Here is an 18,000-nt window from a genome sequence, read left to right as displayed (position 1 = left end):
TCTTTCCTCCGCTATTAAATCCAACCTCTCTTTAGTAATGTTCGTTGCAGACGTTCCACCTGTCCCGCCTAATTCGACATCAATGTCCTGTATCTGTTAAATAATTTCAATGAGCTTCTTCCCTACCTTCTACTACGTCATTGCCCACGATGCTCGGGGCAACATGACTAGCGATGGCCCCAACATCATGGTCTACGATGGGGCAAACAACCTCGCCTCCGTCGACAATGGATCCGACATCATCGACTACATCTACGATGGTACAAACACCCGGGTCGGTCGGGCGTCCTCTACGGATTTCACCGACGTGCTCTATCTGAAAAATGGCGATCTGCTGGGCGAATACGACCTTTCAGCAGGTTTCAAAGAGTACATCTACGTGGACTCGCAGGTCGCGGCGAAAGTTGTCGAAGACACTGCCACCGTCGGCCAGTAATAGTCAAGGAGGACCGCATCATGAAAACCATCTACGCTAAAGTACTTGTTGCGCTGGCAGCTACGATTCTTGCTTCACTACCTGTTAGCGCAGCTGAAGTGGTGACCTATTACCACAATGACTATCTAGGATCACCAATAGCAGCAACTGACGACACCGGGGCTGTGGTCTGGCAACAGGCATATGATCCATGGGGCTTTAAGCTAACCCAGAATACTGATGAGCGAGGCTACACCGGTAATTGGTTAGACGAGGCAACCGGTCTCGCTGATCACAAAGCGCGCTGGTATACTTCTTCAATCGGTCGTTTTACAGCTATCGATCCCGTTAAGTGGCAAGAAAGTAATATCCATTCCTTTAATCGATATGCTTATGCCAACAACAGTCCTTATAAATTCGTTGACCCCGATGGACGGGCAGGAAAGATAGCAACCTTAATTAGACTTATTGGCTCAGGATCAAAGGAGCTTGGTCGTATAACGAAACAACGGGCGGTTCGGGCCAGGCTACAAGGTGAGAATGTTCATGCTGATAGCAGACAAGCGGCTCAACAGATTGAAAGGGCCGCCGCTGGGAACCGCAAGGTGTTAAAGCATAAAGGACACAAACTAGCCGACGGCTCAACCGGTAACCCTCATTATCAAACTGAAGGCTTGAGGGGACATACATTCTGGGGAACTTTGGGAAGTGCTTTAATGGGTCTGGGTATTGGTCTTGATCATCTTGCGAATGGAGTAGAAATAATAGATCCGACTACTTATCTAACTAGTGGTGGTGACCGATACCTTGATCCTAACGGCAATGAAGTATCATGGGATGATATTGTGAAGCGCACGCAGGCAGCAGAATCCCAGCCAGGTGTCGATTCGGAAGGGAATTCGTCGGAAAACTCTGAGTAACAATAGAAGGATAAAGCAGTGCCGAAATACTATGCACTGATTGAAGGTGTAAATTTTACTTCCCATATTGACGGTGACGCCGTCAATATGGGTTTTTTCGCCAACCTTCAATTTGAAGGTGATTTTCAAAAGAATAGTGATGTTTTAGATGTCCTATGGCTCCATCTCAAGGCCAGGCTTCATGAAAGTGATTTGAAGTTTACAACGAACCAGCAGTCATATTTTGTAGTTAGACAGCTTGATTGTTTGGAGGCGTTTGATCATTCGCCAGGGTTTTGGAAAGGGTTCTCTACTTACAAGATTGATAGTGTTGATCGCATTAAAAATAAAGTTAAATTTTTTGTTAATTGTGGATTGGTAGACTTGAGGATCACAAAGCCAATTTATCGTCCTGTTAGAATAAACGAGCAACTCTAACCCAGCACCTTAGTTTCAGGCGCTCCTGTAACCATCCCCTGAAATCGGTGCCTGCGTCATTAGAGTTTGCCGGCTTACGCGGTAATCCCCCAGAAAAATCCGGCTTTTGAGCCGGACGACCAATTTAGTACATTGTGTGGAAACTGAAATCGGCCCGTTATTCTAGAATTTACTTTAAGTTTGTTTAGCACTTCGTGTGGAAATTGTGCCGTAACTTTCTGATTTTCGGCCGCAGAGATTTAGTACTTTGTGTGGTCGTCCAGCAGCCAGCTCCGGAAACCGGTCATCTGCATGCGGCTGCTGCGCAGACGCATGCAGAACGATGCCGGTCACGACGAGCAGCTGTAGTGCGACGATCCTCCAACATTAAAGAGTTCCAGCGGCTTCAGCCGGTAGTATTTCTTCTCCACGTCCTCGGTTTGCTCCGCGTATGGCTGAGTCATGACCTCCTGCAGTTCTCGCAGCAAGGCATAGTCCCCGGCTGCGGCTTGCTGATAGGCAGGAACAACGAACCATTCCCTAAGACTGTACTTCGGGTTGACCCGCTTCATCTGACTTGAAAGCTCCTCACGAGAACGAGTTTGAGTGAGCGATTTCCATTTCGTAAGCCACGCTGACCAGCGCCTGTCTATCCCGTCCGGGTCTGCAGCATAGGTCCGGCCTTTGTAGAAGCTCTTTTTGATTGGCCCAATGTCGTCGGGCAACGAAGACAGTTCCCGGAAAAACAGGATGTAATCAACAGTCGTTTGCATCATCAGTTTTGCAAGATCGACGAACAAGGCCTCGTCAAACGCCTCAAGCCCAAGTTTGTCCGCCCACATCTTCTCCAGTTGTTCCTGCATCACCTTCGGAAAGCCGCTCTGAATCTCATCGAGCTGCCGCAGATCGTCCTCGCGCGCCGTCAACAAAGGCCGTAGCGCTGAACAGAACGAGTAGAAGTTACGTTCTGCCGCCAATGGTTGGTTGAGGAACGAGAAGTGAGCTCCGCCACCCGTCCAGGGTTGGTACTGCGGATCAAACAAATCAATGAAACCAAAGGGTCCATAATCCAGCGTGAAGCCGCCGGCCGCGCAGTTATCGCTGTTGAAGTTCCCCTGGCAGTAACCAACCCGGATCCAGTTCGCCACAAGTGATGTCAGCCGGCTTCGGAACTCCCGTGCAAGCAGCACGACTTTTTCGGCAGTGGCCAGTGACCGGTCGATATCGTCACTGTACTCGCGGTCAATCAGGTGCAGGACGAGTTTCTCGAGCTCCTCCATCGCCTGCGGGTGTTCCTCCTTGCGGGCACGACGACTGAATAGCTCGAGCTGCCCTACCCGGATGAACGACGGTGCAACACGCGTGGAGATGGCAACAGGCTCGGACACAAGAATATCGGGATCTATTGAGCGTGAGCCTTCCGAATACCACGGACGTCTGACTTGCTCGGTTTTCGATACGTACAGGCTCAGGGACCGTGACGTGGGCACACCGAGCGCGTGCATATGCTCCTGAGCCAGGAACTCCCGGACACTGGACCGCAGAACCGCCCGGCCGTCCGCGCCGCGACAATAGGGTGTGCGCCCTGCCCCTTTCAACTGCATTTCCCAGCGCTGCCCATTGATGACAGCCTCGAGCACGGAAATAGCACGACCGTCGCCGTAGCCATTGCCGGTCTGGAACGGGCATTGCTGATAAAACTCATTGCCGTAGATGGAAAGTGCGTAGCCACAGGCCCAGCCAACGTTGCGCAGAGGCTCCGGAACCCGGGATAAGTCGCCGGAGAACATGCGGACGAAATCGTCTGACTGCGCCAGGCTGTCAGCAAAGCCCAGTTCGCGAAACAGGTTTTTTCCGTGGGAAACGTACTCGGGATTTTCGATGGGCGTGGGCTTGACCGGAACATAATGGCCCGAGAAGACCTGTCTTGGCGCGTGGTCGGCTCCGTTTGCTTTCCCCTCAGGATCGCTGTGGAGCGTGTCCATGAATGAATAGTCTGCCAACGGTGCGAGATCGTCGAGGGTCCGGATAGTAGTGGGCGTTTCCCGGTGATGTCGGTTTATCATGGGGACTCCTCTTGCGTCGGGCAGATGATGCTGAAAGCGAAAGACGCTTTCAGCGTTGCTTGAGGTGGCATTTGCAGTGCCAGCGAATCAGGCGGTCAACATTGTCCATCACGATGTCCAGCCTACCGCTCTACCCATTGGGTTTGCTTTTGAGGTCCTTTAGCGCTTCCATGGCCTCATCAACCCGATCGCTGGGTACGAACATGTGGTCGTGATAAAACCCTGCAATGACGTTGGTGGTTATGCCGCGCTCGGCAAGCAGGCTTGTTACCACGGATGTAAGCCCCAGAGCTTCAAGACTGGAATGGCCTTCCAGCGTAATGCGGCGGAAGATTCTATAATAATCCAGGCCTTCGGCTTTGGCCTGTTCCAGAGGAATCACCAGGGTAAGACCTTCCAGTTCGGCAATGCTGACAATGGGCTTGAGCTTTTCCAGTTCACCATACTTTGCGCGCGGCACAGTGCAGTAGACATAGGTCGTCAAATCCAGTTTTGGCGAGAGCTGCTTGATCAAATCCTGGAGAAACTGTGAGCGGTTCATGTCTGACTGTCCTTTAACCAAATGTCTTGGGGATAGGGTTCATGGTTACTGACTTTGCTCCTTTGGTCCGGTGGTTTCAACACTGTTGTATTTTCGGAACAGCGCTTTGGCCGGCCGGCCAGGTTACCTTGCAGACGATCCACCTGTCTCGCTTAGTTCCACATCAAGGTCCTGTATCTGCTGAATAATTTCAATGAGTTTCTTACCCGACCTGGTCAGCGAATATTCGGGGCGTGGCGGAACTTCCGGAAAGCTCTCCTTGCGTACCTATCAGTTATTCGAAATTGGGTTCATACTGAATGTTGAAAGCATGGGCATCCGACAGAGCGCTAATGCCAAATCACTCGCAGTCAGAGGTAGACAGACCGCATGAGTAAAAGCCAAGACAGAAAAAAAGATACGAAAAAGAAACCGCTTTTAACCGCCAAGGAAAAAAAGAAGGAGAAAAACGCCAAGAAAAACGAAACCGATGTACTGGGACATTGATTCAAGGGGGAGGATGCCCTTCACCGCCCCCCCTCTACCCACTTGGGGCGTGGGTTTTGGAATCGGTTCCGTTTGCTTGCTCCTCAGGATCGCAGTTGATTAACGTCGACGTCAGCGGGACGCTGTCTGGGTTATCCCCAGCCGCTTGTTGACCGCATCACGAATCTCCCGATACCGCTCAGGATTTTTGGCCAGGATTTCCAGGCTGTCCTCCGGGAAAATTTCTTTCTTCTTTTTCTCGGCTTGTTCATTGGAAAAGATATCTGGCAGCATCTGCTCCAGGCTACGCAACATCACCTCAGGTGAAACCGATGCGCCTGGTGATGCGCCCAGTATGGTGCCGTAGGTTTTATCTTTGGATACCAGGATCTCGGTGCCCATCTGCAAATCGCCATCCCGGATGATCTGCACGCGCTGGCCTGCTTCAACCGGCTTCCAGTCGAATTTCTTGCTCATTCCCGGCGCAAAGCTATCCAGTTCCTCGAACATGCTTTTTTCGCCCTTGAAGGTCTCCGATACCAGGTATTTGACCAGGGGGAAGTGCTCCATGGCGACGTTCAGCAGGCCCGGAATGTCATGCAGGCGCATGGACCTGAGGTAGTCCACAAATCCACGGCCTTTCTCAAGAACCGGCTTGAATGAGGCGAAAGGACCAAACAGCAAATAGTACTGGCCATCCGCAACCCGCAGATCCAGATGCGGTACCGACATGGGAGGCGCTCCCACCTTGGCCTTGCCATAGGTTTTGGCCCGGTACTGGTCGGCCTGTTCCGCGCTGATCGGAGCCTGCAGGAAGCGCCCGCCCACCGGGAAGCCGGTAAACCGCTTTGCGAACGGCAAGTGGCTCTTTTTCAGGATGGGAAATGCGCCGCCGCCGGCGCCCACGAACAACACATCGGCTTTGTATTGAGTGGCAACTCCACCGCTTTCCGTTTCCACAAGCCAGCTTCCGGCGGGGCTACGGTGGACGCGCTTGACGTGGGTGCCGTAGTGGATCTTCACGCCCAGGTCATCGGCGGCGTGCCGGGCCATCTGTTCTGTCAGTGCGCCGAAGTTGACGTCGGTTCCGGTTTCCACAATGGTCGCCGCCATTTTCTCATGGCGCGGCCGCTCTTCCATCGTGTACGGAATCCAGCTCTTGATTTCGTCGAAGTCTTCCGAGTAGCGCATCTGCTCAAAAAAGTGGTGAGCGGACATTTCCCTGAATCTCAGGCGCAGCTCTTCAATGGCCGGTTCGGAAACAATGGTGCAGTGTCTGGTCTGGTTGATGAACGTTGTCGGGTCGGTTATGGCGCCCTTGTCTATCAGATACGCCCAGAACTGTTTGGCCACGTTGAACTGGGCATGGATCTTCAGTGCTTTTTCAACGGAAATGATCTCTTCATCCACCGGGGTGTAGTTCAGTTCGCAGTTTGCTTCATGCCCCGTGCCAGCGTTGTTGAAGACCCAAGAGTTCCCGGCCCCGGGGCCGTCCAGTCGTTCAAGAAGGGTGATATCCAGTTCTGGGGCCAACTCTTTCGCCAGAACGGCGAAGGTGGTTCCCATGATCCCTGCGCCAATGATGGTTACGTTCATAAGCTCTACCTGTCAGACTCCGCTTTACTGACGTGAAACATCAGATTCGTATGGCCTGAAGGTACCATGCCCGGAGCCAACACGGAAAAACGGACCCTGACCCCTGTCTCTGCTCTCAACCGTGAACGATACGGACCAGACGCTCAGCCAGCGGATAATCCGAATGCCTGACCATGCTCCGCCCACTCCGAATCCGGCACAATCACGATCTTGCCCAGGTAACCACTGCCGCGATTGACGAAATAACGCTCTGCGTCGTGCAGCTTCGATAGCCTGAACGCAGCGTGCAGGACCGGTTTGAGTTGACCGCTGCGGATCCACTCCACCAGTTGTTCCGCTTCTTCGCGGGTGCCATGGGAGACACCGAATATCTGGACCTGGTACAGGTAGATACGGGTCCACATGATCTCTGAAAGGTTGCCGGCACTGGCGCCTGCGATGCTGAGTCTCGGGTAGTCTTTGCGTGACTTCATGTCGAAGATCATGGTGTCGATAAAACGGTCGGTCATCTCTCCACCGGCCAGATCCATCACCGCATCGATCGGGTCGCCCCCGGTCACCGCTTTGACACGATCCTCGAAGTTGTCCATATCCGAGCGATCCAGTACGGCCTCGGCCCCCAGCTCCTTCAGGGCGTCTGCCTTGCTCTGCTGGCTCAGGGCATAGGGTATGGCGCCCACGATGCGGCATAGCTGGATCAGGGCGGTACCGACCCCACCGCTGGCACCGGTGACCAGTACCCGCTCTCCGGACTTGATACCGGCAGACGTCATCATGTGGTAGGCGGTCTGGTAGGAACACATGCCCATGGACGCCAGTTCCGCATCGGCCAGCTCCGGGTTGGGCACGTGATGAAACTGGTCTGACGGCAGGGCCACGTATTCGGCGAAGCCGCCGTCGGCGCCATGGCCGTAGTAATCCGGCGTCAGGTTGATGTCCCGCCGACTATCGGGATACAGGTTGAAATCCAGCAGCCCGCGTTCACCAATGCGGGCCGCATCAACGCCCTCACCGACCGCGACCACACGGCCTACGATGTCTGCCCCTTGAATGCGGGGGAATGTCAGCGTTGGCTCGCCGCCCATGGCGAAGGAGGTTACATCGCCTTTGTCTTTGGTCGGGTACAGCCCCTCGCGGGCCTTGCGGTCGGTATTGTTCTTGGCGGTCGCCGTCACCTTTACCAGCACTTCGCCACGACCCGGTGTGGGTGTGGCGAAATCCTCTCGATAAACCAGGTTATCGACATCGCCATGGCCGGTCAGCACCATGGCTTTCATGGTTTCCGGGATAGCGTTCTGGTTCATGTTGGGGCACCTCCGATTACGATTCCCTGAACCCTAACGGCGCAACGCCCTGGCCTGCAAGATCGGGAAAGTCATCGTACATGGTCAGCGGTTCAAAGCTCTTCCTGGTCGCGAGGAACTCGGGCCGCTCGTGTTTCGCCGCATAGGGCTCGCCCGGGGTGTTCTCGACGCTGTTGTAGACGAAAAACAGGTTAGATCTTGGCCAGGGGGACATGTTCCTGTTGGAAGCATGCAGTGTGTTGCATTCAAACAGCAACAATGAACCTGCCGGGCCCTTCGGTGCCTGGATGCCGCCCCGGTCGGCGAGCCTGGCCAGCGCAGTCTGGTCCGGGACGCCCAGACGCTGGGTCTTGAGCGAATCTTTCCAGTTCTTGTCCGGTGTCTCCCCTATGCAAGGTACGAAATAGTGATGGGAGCCGGGAATCAGCATCAGTGGCCCGTTGAACTCATTATTGTCGGTCAGCATCAGTGAGGCACTGACCGCGCGCATGCGTGGCATGCCGTCCTCCGCATGCCAGGTCTCGAAATCGGAATGCCAGTTAAAGCCACTGCCTTCAAAACCGAATTTGTCGTTGATCCGTGACTGGTGAATGTAGACTTCGCTGCCGAGCAATTGCCGGACCATGCCCAGGATACGTGGATCACGGGTCAGTTGGTGGAACTTTTCCGACAGTTGATGCATGGCGAAAACGGACCGGATCTCGCCTGTGTTGGGGTCGTTGATGATCTGTTCCGACTCCATCAGCTCCTTGTTGTTGGCCATCTCCCTGAGCTCGCCAAAAAACGGCTCCATGCGCTCCTGATTGAAGAAACCTTCAAACCAGAGAAATCCGTCCCGTTCATACCGTGAAAGGGCGGTTTCGTCCAACGGCCCCTCCCACCGGAACTGGTTTCTGGAATGTATCACCGGGTCCTTCCTCAGGAAGGGGGCGATGGGCTCAGCAGTCTCTTTCAGCCGTGAAGGAAATGGATCCTGGAAGTTGGTCATAGGGCAGACTCCTTTACCGTGGGGTATATGGGCTTCAACGCATGCAGCAGGCAGGTTCAGGTCGATACCAGGTAATGGACGCTGAACAGCCCCTCGTCATCCGACCACACCCGGCAACTTTCGAAACCAGCACGGCTGGCCAGGTTCCGGAAGCCGGGAACGGTGTATTTATAGGAGTTTTCGGTGTGGATCGACTCCCCTTCCCTGAAACGAATCGATTGGCCATTGAGGCTTAACACCTGGGAAATCCGGCTGTCCAGATGCATCTCGATCCGTGACTGTCGTTGGTTGAACACGGCCCGGTGGCTGAAACGCTCCCGGCGGATGTCCAGTTTCAGCTCCCGTCGCAGCCGGTCCAGCAGGTTCAGGTTGAATTCAGCGGTAATGCCCTCGGCATCATTGTAGGCCGCTTCCAGAAGGTGGGGGTCTTTGAGAAGGTCAACGCCGACCAACAGGCCGCTGCCGGTGGGTAAGCACCCGTGCAGGCTTGTCAGGAAGCGTTCCGCCGCTTGCGGTGTGAAATTGCCGATGCTTGAGCCGGGGAAAAATGCAACCAGTTGTTCCGGGCGGATAGCCTCCGGCAGTGAGAGACCCCGGGTGAAATCCGCGCAGGCGGCATGCACTTCCAGCCACGGATAGTCGGCTGCCAGACGTCGGGTGCTGCTGATCAGGAAGTCACGGGAAATATCGACACCGAGATAGCATTGCACCGACAGTGATTCCAGCAACAGCCGGACCTTGCGACTCGCCCCACTGCCCAGCTCGACCAGCGTGGCGTTATCGCCGGCAAGCTCGGCGATTTCCGGCACGGCCTGCCGGAGTATCGCCTCCTCGGTACGGGTCGGATAATACTCCGGAAGTTGACATATTTTCTCGAAAAGCTCTGAACCCTTATGATCATAAAAGAACTTTGGCGAACAGAACTTGGGTTTGGCCATCAGTCCGGCGACCACCTCCTGCGCCATGGTCGGGTGGTCACCGTCCAGTAACTGGTCGTAGAAATGAATGTCCGTTGCGTTCATTACAGGGCCTCCCTGGCAAGCCGGAATCCTGAAAAGGCCCATCGGGCCGATGGTGGAAAGAAGTTTCGGTAGGTAGGCCGGAAGTGACTTGCCGGGGTGGCACAGCACCCGCCCCTCAGCACCATCTGGCCGGACATGAATTTGCCGTTGTACTCGCCGAGGCTGCCGGGCAGTGCCTGGAAGCCCGGATAGGGGTGGTACGCGCTGCCGGTCCACTCCCACACATCGCCAAACAGCTGCAGCGGCAGGCCACGCTGGAATTCGGTCGGGGGTTCCGGAGCCACAGGCTGGAGATAGCCGTCTTCCAGGAAATGGCCGTTCCAGTTCCGGGTAAATGTTGCGGCATGCTCCCACTCGGTTTCAGTGGGTAGCCGTTCTCCGGCCCAGCGGGCGAAGGCCTCTGCCTCGTAGTAGCTGACGTGACACACCGGCGCATGGGGATCCACCGGTTTCCAGCCTGTGAGGGTAAAATGCCACCAGTGGCCATCCCGCCGCTGCCAGTACAGCGGCGCCTCCCAGCGGGTTTGCTTCAGCAGTTGCCAGCCGTCGGACAGCCAGAATGCCGGGTCGTGGTATCCGCCCTGCTCCATGAACTGAACGTATTCCTGGTTGGTTACGGGCCGGGTTGCCAGCTCGAACGGCTCCAGATACTCACGGTGGGCCGGGCGCTCGTTGTCGAAAGCGAAGTCTGCGCTGGTGTCGTCTACTCCGATCGACACCAAACCGCCCTCGTAACGGCGCCACCCCATGCCTACCGGACGCTGTCTGGGGGGAGTCTTGAGCGCATCGGAATACAGCGCCCCCATGGGGTTCTGGGCCAGGATGTGCTTGATGTCCATGGCCAGCAGTTCCTGGTGCTGCTGTTCGTGCTGGATACCCAGGCAGGCCCGTTCGGCAATCGTGCGGCTATGCTGGGCGGGCGGATTGCTCAGCAGCAGCCCCATGGCCTCGTCCACGTAGTGCCGGTAACGGTAGATGTCTTCCACCGTTGGCCGCGACAGTATTCCCCGGCTGGCGCGGGGAAAGGGTGTACTGTGGGTTTCGTAGTAGGAATTGAACAGATGATCGTACTGTTCGTTCAGCGGAACATAGCCCCGCAGGAACGGCTTCAGCAGGAATGCCTCAAAGAACCAGCTGACATGTGCCAAGTGCCACTTCGGAGGGCTGACGTCGTCCATGCTCTGGATGACGTAGTCTTCCGTTTGCAGCGGGCTGCACAGTTGCTCGGTGACAGCACGAACGTTTCTGAAGGATTCGAGCCAGTCTTCCGGCGCGTTGGGCTCTTCAGCCGGGACCGGGTATAACGGTTCTGCGTGGGACATGGCTGCGCTCTCTGGTCACTTGTGGGCCTGCCCGTAGCCATCGAAATGGCCAACAACCGGAGTGCGTTAAGGACCACTGTCAGCTGCGCCTGATTCATGTCCGACAACCGACAGGGTTGATTCAAGTAAAGGCCCGCCGCCCCGGAATGGTCAAGTTGCCTGTCATTCATGTTCTGGCGCACAGATTGGTGACGCGAACCTGACCTTTTGACCTCTTTGACAAATCGCTAATAACCATGAGCCGTTGATACAGTGTAGGATGCTGCCATAACATTAGGCTTTACATCATTTTGCAATCCCGGGAAACGTCACGCATGCCATACGCCAGAATTACCGGTACGGGGTCCTATCTGCCGGAAAAAGTTCTTACCAACAAAGACATGGAAACCATGGTCGACACCACCGACCAGTGGATCAGGGAAAGAACCGGCATTGCACAAAGGCATGTTGCCGCCGAAGGCCAGACCGCAGTGGATCTGGCTGAACAGGCGTCCTGGCGGGCTATCGAAGCGGCAGGCATAGCGCCTGAAGAGATTGATCTGATCGTATTTGCCACCTCAACCCCGGACAAGATCTTCCCCAGTTCTGCCTGCATCCTGCAGGCCCGGCTTGGCGCCAATGGCTGCCCTGCGTTTGATATCCAGGCGGTGTGCAGTGGTTTTGTCTATGCCCTTGCCACCGCTGAAAAGTTCGTAAGCACAGGCGCCAGCAAGAAGGTGCTGGTGGTAGGCTCGGAAGTGTTTTCAAGGATCGTGGACTGGGAAGACAGGGGCACCTGCGTACTGTTTGGCGATGGTGCCGGCGCGGTGATTCTTGAGGCCAGCGAGGAGACCGGCATCCTGTCCAGTCATATTCACGCCGATGGACGCTATGAAGACCTGCTGCACGTTCCCTGTGGCATTTCGTCCAACTACGAACAGGTCAAGGCGGGCAAGGCGTTCATCGAAATGAAGGGCAACGAAGTCTTCAAGATGGCGGTGAATACCCTGGGTCGTATCGTGGACGAAACCCTGGCCGCCAGTGGCATGCACAAGTCCGACGTGGACTGGCTGGTGCCTCACCAGGCCAACCTGCGGATTATTTCGGCAGCCGCCAGAAAGCTGAACATGTCCATGGATCAGGTGGTTGTAACCGTCGACAAGCATGGCAACACCTCTGCGGCATCCATACCCCTGGCCCTTGACGTGGCGGTCCGGGATGGCCGGATCAAGAAGAATGAGGTGGTGTTACTGGAAGCGTTCGGGGGTGGGTTTACCTGGGGATCTGTTCTGCTCCGTTACTGATTTTGGTCTCTCGTATTTGTTGAGATCGTAGCTGTTGAGATCCTCTGACCGCCTCCATTAAACTGCTGTCATAACTATAACAACAGCTCTGACGGAGGCCATTATGGCTAATCAGCGATTCGAGTCATTCTCTGAATTCTACCCCTATTACCTGGACGAGCACCGGAACAGAAACTGCCGCCGTCTGCATTTTGTCGGCAGTGTGCTGGTGCTGGCCGTACTGGCAGGCGTGCTGATTACCGAAGCCTGGCTCTGGTTGCTTGCCATACCGGTGATCGGGTACGGCTTTGCCTGGCTGGGCCACTTCATTTTCGAGAAGAACCGACCCGCCACCTTCAAATACCCCCTGTACAGCCTGATGGGCGACTGGGTGATGTTCCGGGATATCCTGATCGGGCGGATCCGTTTCTGAAAAGCCGGTCGGCCGTTATCGCAACCGGTTGTTCAGGGTGTCCACCAGTTCGGCCCAGTCGGCATCTTCGTCCCATTCCTCCTTCAGGAACCGCTGTTGGCTGTCGTTCCAGAACTCGGCATCGGGAAGGCGTGTGCTTTCCGGCAAGGGGCGATGGGTGTCGATGAAACGTTCGATAGAGTCGTGATCATCCGGCAACCCCAGTTGTTTGAACAGCTCGGACAGTGTGTGCACAGCCTGGTCCATAGATATTCTCCTGCGCAAAAGTTCGTGAAATTCTTACCTGTAGTGTAGACGCAAATCCGTTGAACGAAACCGGTTGAACTACACAACCAATCATAGGATGATTGGATGTCCAATGAAGGGATGATGGTATGGTCCAGTTACATCGTATTCGGCGCGGGTCCCTGGTGGACACCGCCATCGAAAGCCTGAGGTCGGCAATACAGGATGGCCAATGGCCGGTCGGCGAACGCCTGCCGGTTGAAGCCGAGCTGGCGGAAGCCCTGGGGGTAAGCCGTAACACGGTGCGTGAGGCCGTCCGGGTGCTGGCCCATGTGGGGATGCTGGAGACCCGTCAGGGTGATGGCACCTACGTTCGATCCATCCGTGATCCTGGCGAATCCCTGCGGCGGGTTGCCCGCTCGCGCCTGCAGGACCAACTGGAAGTTCGCATCATGCTGGAAACAGAAGCGGCCAGCCTTGCCGCTCGCCGTCGCACGGAAGAAGACCTGCGACGCATGACCGCAGCCCTGGATGACCGCGCCCGTTCAGGTGATGACCTGACCGCCCGGGTTCACCACGATGAACGTTTCCATCACGCTCTGGTAGAGGCAGCCCACAACCCTCCCCTGCTCGAGATGTACCGCTACTTCGCGCAGTCGGTGGCGGAAACCATTGAACGCACGGAAACCGATGCCGAACTACCGGAACCCTCCCAGGAAGACCACGAATTACTACTGGCGGCTATCCGACAGCAGAATGCTGATCGGGCAACCATCCAGGCCCGGGCACTATTGGAGCCCAGCCTGGGCGCACTGAAAGGTCGGGAACAGTGAAGCTCAGGCTTGATCCTTTCACCCTGTTGCTGCTGGGCGCTATCGTACTGGCCAGTTTCCTGCCGGTTCGCGGCCAGTTGGCGCAAACCCTGTCGGTCATCGGTACGCTTGCCGTCGGGCTGCTGTTCTTCCTGCACGGCGCAGCACTGTCCCGCCAACAGATTGTGGATGGCGCCACCCACTGGCGCCTGCATATCCTGATCACCGCCCTCACGTTTGTGTTCTTTCCGTTGGCCGTTCTGCCCATTAACGAGCTCAGTGGTATAGCGCCGCAATGGATGCCGGAAGATCTGGGGCTTGGGTTTCTCTACCTGGGGGTACTGCCCTCGGCGGTGTCGTCCTCGATTGCCTATACCGCCATGGCCCGGGGCAATGTACCGGCGGCCATTTGCAGTGCGGCGGCATCCAATGTGTTTGGCATGATGCTGACCCCGTTTCTGTTGATCCTGCTGGTCAGCACTTCTGGTGGTGGGGAGTTTTCGGTTCTGCAGGCGCTGAGGGATATTGTGCTGCAATTGCTGCTGCCGTTTGCGGTGGGACATGCCATGCGCCCGTGGCTGGGGGGGTTCCTGGCCCGCCATGAAAACCTGGCCTCCCGATACGACCAGTGTGTGATCTGGCTGATCGTTTACTCGGCGTTTTCCCACTCTGTGGTCAGTGGCCTCTGGGAGCAGCTGCCAGTTACCGCTATTGGTCTGACGGTTGTGTTGTGCTTCCTGCTATTGGGGTTCTTCATGCTGGTGGCCCACCTGCTGGTAAGGCGTTTTGGTTTCAGCCTGGAGGATGAGGCAGCGGTGGTGTTCTGTGGGTCCAAGAAAAGCCTGGCATCAGGCCTGCCCATGGCGAAGGTGCTGTTCTCGGGCCACCCGGGTTTTGGCATGATCGTGCTGCCGATCATGTGCTACAACCAGATTCAGGTCATTGTGGGCGCAATGCTGGCTCAGCGTTACCGGCGGCTGATCGAGGCCGGCTCGGCTGAGCCACCGGAATAAACAGCGAATCAGCCCCCGCCGCCGGTCATGGCCCCGAACAGGCTGGTCAGTATGACAATGCCGACAATCCAGCCAATGACGGCCGGCCAGAAGTTCGTCATCTGGGGACGTTGCTGGCCATTGTTTTCCGCCCCCTCGGAGCCGTCGCTGTCAGGAAAGTTGATGCCCTGGTAGCGCCCGGCATCATCCAGGGTCAGCTCGTCTTTCCGGGCCTCTCGCTCCAGTGCGTCCGTCATGCCATACCAGCCGAACCAGTCACCCAGGAAACGCGCCACCGGAGCCGCCAGTTCGGCCTCTTCCGCCAGCGGTCTCAATTTCGGCTCCAGTTCCTCACCGATGGCAGCCCGCAGAGCCTCCTGGTCCGCCGGCGGCTCGGTCAATATTGCCCGCCAGATGGCTACGTCGTTGAGGCGCGCGCTGTCGTTGAGCATGGCATTGACCTGGATGACCACTTCCCGCACCACCTGCCGGCCGGTGGCATCCAATGGCGCACTGCGGCTTTGGGACTGCCAGGTGGAGGGATCAGAGGCATGCCCATCGTTGTGTTCAGACTGCCGCTCGGGCTCGCTCACAACCTGATGACCAGCCTCCCCCATTGCCTGGTGGTAGGCCTCCTCCAGGCGTTTGGCTTCCTCGCCATCGGCGAACTTGCTCTGGCGCTCAAATGCATCGCGAATTTGCGTGCTGTCCCGGGTCGGCTCGATGCCAAGTGTTTCCCAGCAGTTCATTGATCAGGATACTCCTGCTAACAGACTCTCAGGCCTGTCGTGAATAACGTTGGTGACCTTCAGCGCCTGTGTTTTGCTTGCTTTGCCAGTCTTGCATTACATGGGGCTTTACTGCAAAGTTGCTAACAATGCGTTAATGTTCACCGTTCTGAATATCATGCCAACTCCTGTACTAATCTTAGAATAATATCGAGGATAGTCATCCTGCGATCAGGAAGCTGGCATGGGCTTTTCGCTCCTCTGTGATCGACGTCATGGCGAGTAAACCACACTGAACCGATTCAGCAAGGCCCCGGCGACATGAAAACAGTTCGTGGTTTGGATGTATCACCTGACAAGTTGACGATATCAGTCATTGCCCTGGCTTTCAGCCTGCCATACCTGGCCCAGGCGGAGGATCAGCCTCCACCGGCGCCATGGCTTGGCATGGGCGCTTCCACCGGACTTTCCGATGACGATATCTACACCGTGCCAGAGGTGCTGACCACCACTCGTCTGCGCCAGCCCAAGGCAAGGGTGCCCGGTACCACAACCGTGATTTCCGGAGAAACCATCCGCGATCTGGGTATGCTGTCGCTGGCGGATGTCTTCCGGCTGGTGCCGGGCATGACGGTCGCATCCGTGGGCAGTAACCAGCCCGTGGTCAGCTATCATGGCACCGTGGCCTACGAGCAGCGTCGCCTTCAGGTGCTGATCGATGGTCGCACAGGGTACCAGCCCAGTCTCGCGGATGTTGACTGGAACGCCATGCCGGTGCCCCTGGAGCTCATCGACCGCATTGAAGTGAGCCGCGGCCCCAACTCAGCCGCCTACGGCAACAATGCCTTCCTGGCCTCTATCAACATTATCACCCTCTCGCCCGAGAACACAGCCGGCAGCGGCCTCTCCTTCAAGGGCGGTGACCTGGGCATCCGCAACTACACGGCTTACCATGGCCGCGCTGACGACGCCTACAGTTGGCGGGTGGCCTGGCAGAAACGACAGTCGGACGGGTTCGATTACCAGCGCGATAGCGACAACAACTTTGCCGAAACGCCGATTCGTGATGGATTCGAGTTCAACCAGTTTTATTACGACGGTGTCGTACAGCCCCTGCCACACCACTCGGTGGCCATACGGGCGGGTGTGACCGACGGTGTTGACGAGGACGACCCCGACAAACTGGGTGACGATTTCGGCATTCAGGACAATCCCGATGAAGAGGTCCGGGATTATTACCTGCAGGCCCGTTACGGCTTTACCGGAGCAGAAAACCACCTGATTGAGTTCCAGAGCAGTTTTCAGCGCTATGATCGTGATCAGAGCTGGAACAGCTGTATCGACCTGGATGGAAACGCGACAACGCCCTGTGTTGGTATGCGTCTGAATCAGGATTCCAGACAACAGCGTCTGGAATTCGAATTACAGGACACCTGGGAAGCCACCCCGGATGTCCGGCTGGTATCGGGCATCGGTTACCGGGACGACGGTTACGAGTCGGAGACCTTCTTCGGTGGCAGCGGCAATATCTATCAGTCCAGGGTGTTCGCCAACCTCGAGTACACCCCCGTGCGTTGGCTCACTCTGAATGCCGGTGCCAACTGGGAGCATTCGTCGCTGATGGATGAAAACTACCTGTCACCCAGAATGGCGGCCAATTTTCATGTCACGGAAAACCAGACCCTTCGTTTGGTCTACTCAAAGGCCGTTCGTACCCCGGATGCACTGGAACAGCGTGCTGACTGGGCTTACCAACCGGAAAACGTCACTCCTTCCGCCTACGATTTTCTGGAAGACCAGCGGGTTGACGCTGAATTTGATGCCCGGACGCCAGGTGACTTCTCCGACTTCTATGCCAAGGCTGGAGGTAATCTTGATGAAGAGCGCATAACCAGCCACGAGGTCAGCTATTACGGACAGTTCCGGCTTGGAAGAGGGATTTTCTCAGGCGAGATTCGTTATTTCTACGATCACTTGAGAGACCTGGTGGCAGGGGAAATCAACGTTTCCGGGTTTGACCTGGGCAACCGGGTCGATATTGACCAGCAGGGGATCGAGTTGGAAACGGCACTCGATCTCGGCGACACCCGACTGCGCCTGAGTTACGGTTATCTGGATCAGGACAGTGAGTACATTGCCAACGATGGTAAAACGACCAGTCAGGAACAGGAAATACTGGGGTTGGAGAGTCGACTCAGTGTCCGGCATTCCGGCAGTGTGGCCTGGATCCAGCGCTACCCGGCTGACTGGAATACCGCCCTGGCCCTGTATGTCGCTGATGAATTTCGCTCCGGCCCCTATCAGCGGGCGGATTTCCGGCTGGCAAAAACCGTTCACAGGTCTAACCTTAGTTACGATATCGCGCTGATCATGCACCATTATCTCAACGACAATCCGTTATTGAGCCGCGATAATAACTACAAGGATCGCAATCAGTTCTTCCTGGAAGCTGGTGTCCGTTTCTGAAATCTCAGGCCGGACCGGTAACCGAGGATAACCAGGATGGGTATGGG

At 56.2% G+C, this 18,000-nt stretch carries 17 protein-coding genes and 1 pseudogene; 8 read left to right on the top strand and 10 right to left on the bottom strand.

The window, feature by feature from the left end:
- The first annotated feature begins 109 nt into the window (after positions 1-109).
- From ACFOZ5_RS08320 to ACFOZ5_RS08310, 3 genes are read left to right on the top strand one after another with little or no spacing between them, the layout of a single operon-like run.
- Positions 110-436 carry a hypothetical protein gene (locus ACFOZ5_RS08320; protein WP_379886572.1) on the top strand — a complete coding sequence of 109 codons (327 nt, stop codon included), beginning with the start codon at positions 110-112 and terminating at the stop codon, positions 434-436.
- Between the two features lie 20 nt (positions 437-456).
- A complete protein-coding gene (locus ACFOZ5_RS08315; RefSeq protein ID WP_379886571.1) occupies positions 457-1,335 on the top strand; it encodes an RHS repeat domain-containing protein in 879 nt (292 codons plus the stop codon).
- Positions 1,336-1,353: 18 nt separating this feature from the next.
- Positions 1,354-1,752: a hypothetical protein gene (locus ACFOZ5_RS08310; protein ID WP_379886570.1), complete on the top strand. Its 399-nt coding sequence runs from the start codon at positions 1,354-1,356 to the stop codon at positions 1,750-1,752.
- Between the two features lie 329 nt (positions 1,753-2,081).
- Here the strand turns inward: ACFOZ5_RS08310 and ACFOZ5_RS08305 are convergent, their stop codons facing one another.
- The 8 genes and pseudogenes from ACFOZ5_RS08305 to egtB all read right to left on the bottom strand — a co-directional run bounded on the left by ACFOZ5_RS08305 (position 2,082) and on the right by egtB (position 11,035).
- On the bottom strand, positions 2,082-3,797 hold the full coding sequence (locus ACFOZ5_RS08305; protein ID WP_379886569.1) for a protein adenylyltransferase SelO: 1,716 nt from the start codon (positions 3,795-3,797) through the stop codon (positions 2,082-2,084).
- A gap of 130 nt (positions 3,798-3,927) precedes the next feature.
- The gene (locus tag ACFOZ5_RS08300) at positions 3,928-4,338 is read right to left on the bottom strand and encodes an ACT domain-containing protein (RefSeq protein WP_379886568.1); all 411 of its coding nucleotides are present in this window, start codon (positions 4,336-4,338) and stop codon (positions 3,928-3,930) included.
- 123 nt (positions 4,339-4,461) lie between these two features.
- Positions 4,462-4,590 (bottom strand): annotated as a pseudogene (locus tag ACFOZ5_RS08295) (winged helix-turn-helix transcriptional regulator); the annotation flags it as partial.
- A gap of 345 nt (positions 4,591-4,935) precedes the next feature.
- A complete protein-coding gene (locus ACFOZ5_RS08290) occupies positions 4,936-6,399 on the bottom strand; it encodes a malate:quinone oxidoreductase (protein ID WP_379886567.1) in 1,464 nt (487 codons plus the stop codon).
- A gap of 143 nt (positions 6,400-6,542) precedes the next feature.
- Positions 6,543-7,703, bottom strand: a complete 1,161-nt coding sequence (locus ACFOZ5_RS08285; RefSeq protein ID WP_379886566.1) for a zinc-binding dehydrogenase — start codon at positions 7,701-7,703, stop codon at positions 6,543-6,545.
- 16 nt (positions 7,704-7,719) lie between these two features.
- Positions 7,720-8,691, bottom strand: a complete 972-nt coding sequence (gene thpD / locus ACFOZ5_RS08280) for an ectoine hydroxylase (RefSeq protein ID WP_379886565.1) — start codon at positions 8,689-8,691, stop codon at positions 7,720-7,722.
- A gap of 56 nt (positions 8,692-8,747) precedes the next feature.
- Positions 8,748-9,713, bottom strand: a complete 966-nt coding sequence (gene egtD / locus ACFOZ5_RS08275; protein ID WP_379886564.1) for an L-histidine N(alpha)-methyltransferase — start codon at positions 9,711-9,713, stop codon at positions 8,748-8,750.
- Positions 9,713-11,035, bottom strand: a complete 1,323-nt coding sequence (gene egtB / locus ACFOZ5_RS08270) for an ergothioneine biosynthesis protein EgtB (RefSeq protein WP_379886563.1) — start codon at positions 11,033-11,035, stop codon at positions 9,713-9,715. The genes egtD and egtB overlap by 1 nt, the downstream gene beginning before the upstream one ends.
- A gap of 314 nt (positions 11,036-11,349) precedes the next feature.
- Here egtB and ACFOZ5_RS08265 point away from each other — a divergent pair, with 314 nt between their 5' ends.
- Together ACFOZ5_RS08265 and ACFOZ5_RS08260 are read left to right on the top strand one after the other, a co-directional pair.
- A complete protein-coding gene (locus tag ACFOZ5_RS08265) occupies positions 11,350-12,318 on the top strand; it encodes a beta-ketoacyl-ACP synthase III (protein ID WP_379886562.1) in 969 nt (322 codons plus the stop codon).
- A gap of 103 nt (positions 12,319-12,421) precedes the next feature.
- Complete coding sequence (locus ACFOZ5_RS08260) at positions 12,422-12,730, top strand: Mpo1-like protein (RefSeq protein ID WP_379886561.1); 309 nt, start codon at positions 12,422-12,424, stop codon at positions 12,728-12,730.
- Positions 12,731-12,745: 15 nt separating this feature from the next.
- Here the strand turns inward: ACFOZ5_RS08260 and ACFOZ5_RS08255 are convergent, their stop codons facing one another.
- Positions 12,746-12,976, bottom strand: coding sequence for a DUF2789 domain-containing protein (locus ACFOZ5_RS08255; RefSeq protein ID WP_379886560.1), 231 nt, complete (start codon positions 12,974-12,976; stop codon positions 12,746-12,748).
- Positions 12,977-13,104: 128 nt separating this feature from the next.
- Here ACFOZ5_RS08255 and ACFOZ5_RS08250 point away from each other — a divergent pair, with 128 nt between their 5' ends.
- Both ACFOZ5_RS08250 and ACFOZ5_RS08245 read left to right on the top strand, forming a co-directional pair.
- Positions 13,105-13,788 carry a FadR/GntR family transcriptional regulator gene (locus ACFOZ5_RS08250; RefSeq protein WP_379886559.1) on the top strand — a complete coding sequence of 228 codons (684 nt, stop codon included), beginning with the start codon at positions 13,105-13,107 and terminating at the stop codon, positions 13,786-13,788.
- Entirely contained in the window at positions 13,785-14,780 is a 996-nt protein-coding gene (locus tag ACFOZ5_RS08245) for a bile acid:sodium symporter family protein (protein ID WP_379886558.1), read from the top strand. The genes ACFOZ5_RS08250 and ACFOZ5_RS08245 overlap by 4 nt, the downstream gene beginning before the upstream one ends.
- A gap of 8 nt (positions 14,781-14,788) precedes the next feature.
- On the opposite strand, the gene ACFOZ5_RS08240 is transcribed toward ACFOZ5_RS08245, so the two are convergent.
- The gene (locus tag ACFOZ5_RS08240) at positions 14,789-15,508 is read right to left on the bottom strand and encodes a J domain-containing protein (RefSeq protein WP_379886557.1); all 720 of its coding nucleotides are present in this window, start codon (positions 15,506-15,508) and stop codon (positions 14,789-14,791) included.
- A 300-nt stretch (positions 15,509-15,808) separates the two neighbouring features.
- Between ACFOZ5_RS08240 and ACFOZ5_RS08235 the strand changes: the two genes are divergently transcribed.
- On the top strand, positions 15,809-17,953 hold the full coding sequence (locus ACFOZ5_RS08235) for a TonB-dependent receptor plug domain-containing protein (protein ID WP_379886556.1): 2,145 nt from the start codon (positions 15,809-15,811) through the stop codon (positions 17,951-17,953).
- Positions 17,954-18,000: the final 47 nt, after the last annotated feature.

This window comes from Marinobacter lacisalsi, from assembly GCF_042651045.1.
GTDB lineage: Bacteria > Pseudomonadota > Gammaproteobacteria > Pseudomonadales > Oleiphilaceae > Marinobacter > Marinobacter lacisalsi.
This window is presented reverse-complemented; position numbering and strand designations above follow the sequence as displayed.

Bases quoted from the DNA above. Each gene is read 5' to 3' on its own strand.
- ACFOZ5_RS08250 (WP_379886559.1), top strand. From the start codon at position 13,105: ATGGTCCAGTTACATCGTATTCGGCGCGGGTCCCTGGTGGACACCGCC.
- ACFOZ5_RS08300 (WP_379886568.1), bottom strand. From the start codon at position 4,338: ATGAACCGCTCACAGTTTCTCCAGGATTTGATCAAGCAGCTCTCGCCA.
- ACFOZ5_RS08315 (WP_379886571.1), top strand. From the start codon at position 457: ATGAAAACCATCTACGCTAAAGTACTTGTTGCGCTGGCAGCTACGATT.
- ACFOZ5_RS08265 (WP_379886562.1), top strand. From the start codon at position 11,350: ATGCCATACGCCAGAATTACCGGTACGGGGTCCTATCTGCCGGAAAAA.
- ACFOZ5_RS08285 (WP_379886566.1), bottom strand. From the start codon at position 7,703: ATGAACCAGAACGCTATCCCGGAAACCATGAAAGCCATGGTGCTGACC.
- ACFOZ5_RS08305 (WP_379886569.1), bottom strand. From the start codon at position 3,797: ATGATAAACCGACATCACCGGGAAACGCCCACTACTATCCGGACCCTC.
- ACFOZ5_RS08255 (WP_379886560.1), bottom strand. From the start codon at position 12,976: ATGGACCAGGCTGTGCACACACTGTCCGAGCTGTTCAAACAACTGGGG.
- egtD (WP_379886564.1), bottom strand. From the start codon at position 9,713: ATGAACGCAACGGACATTCATTTCTACGACCAGTTACTGGACGGTGAC.
- ACFOZ5_RS08290 (WP_379886567.1), bottom strand. From the start codon at position 6,399: ATGAACGTAACCATCATTGGCGCAGGGATCATGGGAACCACCTTCGCC.
- thpD (WP_379886565.1), bottom strand. From the start codon at position 8,691: ATGACCAACTTCCAGGATCCATTTCCTTCACGGCTGAAAGAGACTGCT.
- egtB (WP_379886563.1), bottom strand. From the start codon at position 11,035: ATGTCCCACGCAGAACCGTTATACCCGGTCCCGGCTGAAGAGCCCAAC.
- ACFOZ5_RS08320 (WP_379886572.1), top strand. From the start codon at position 110: ATGAGCTTCTTCCCTACCTTCTACTACGTCATTGCCCACGATGCTCGG.
- ACFOZ5_RS08240 (WP_379886557.1), bottom strand. From the start codon at position 15,508: ATGAACTGCTGGGAAACACTTGGCATCGAGCCGACCCGGGACAGCACG.
- ACFOZ5_RS08260 (WP_379886561.1), top strand. From the start codon at position 12,422: ATGGCTAATCAGCGATTCGAGTCATTCTCTGAATTCTACCCCTATTAC.
- ACFOZ5_RS08235 (WP_379886556.1), top strand. From the start codon at position 15,809: ATGAAAACAGTTCGTGGTTTGGATGTATCACCTGACAAGTTGACGATA.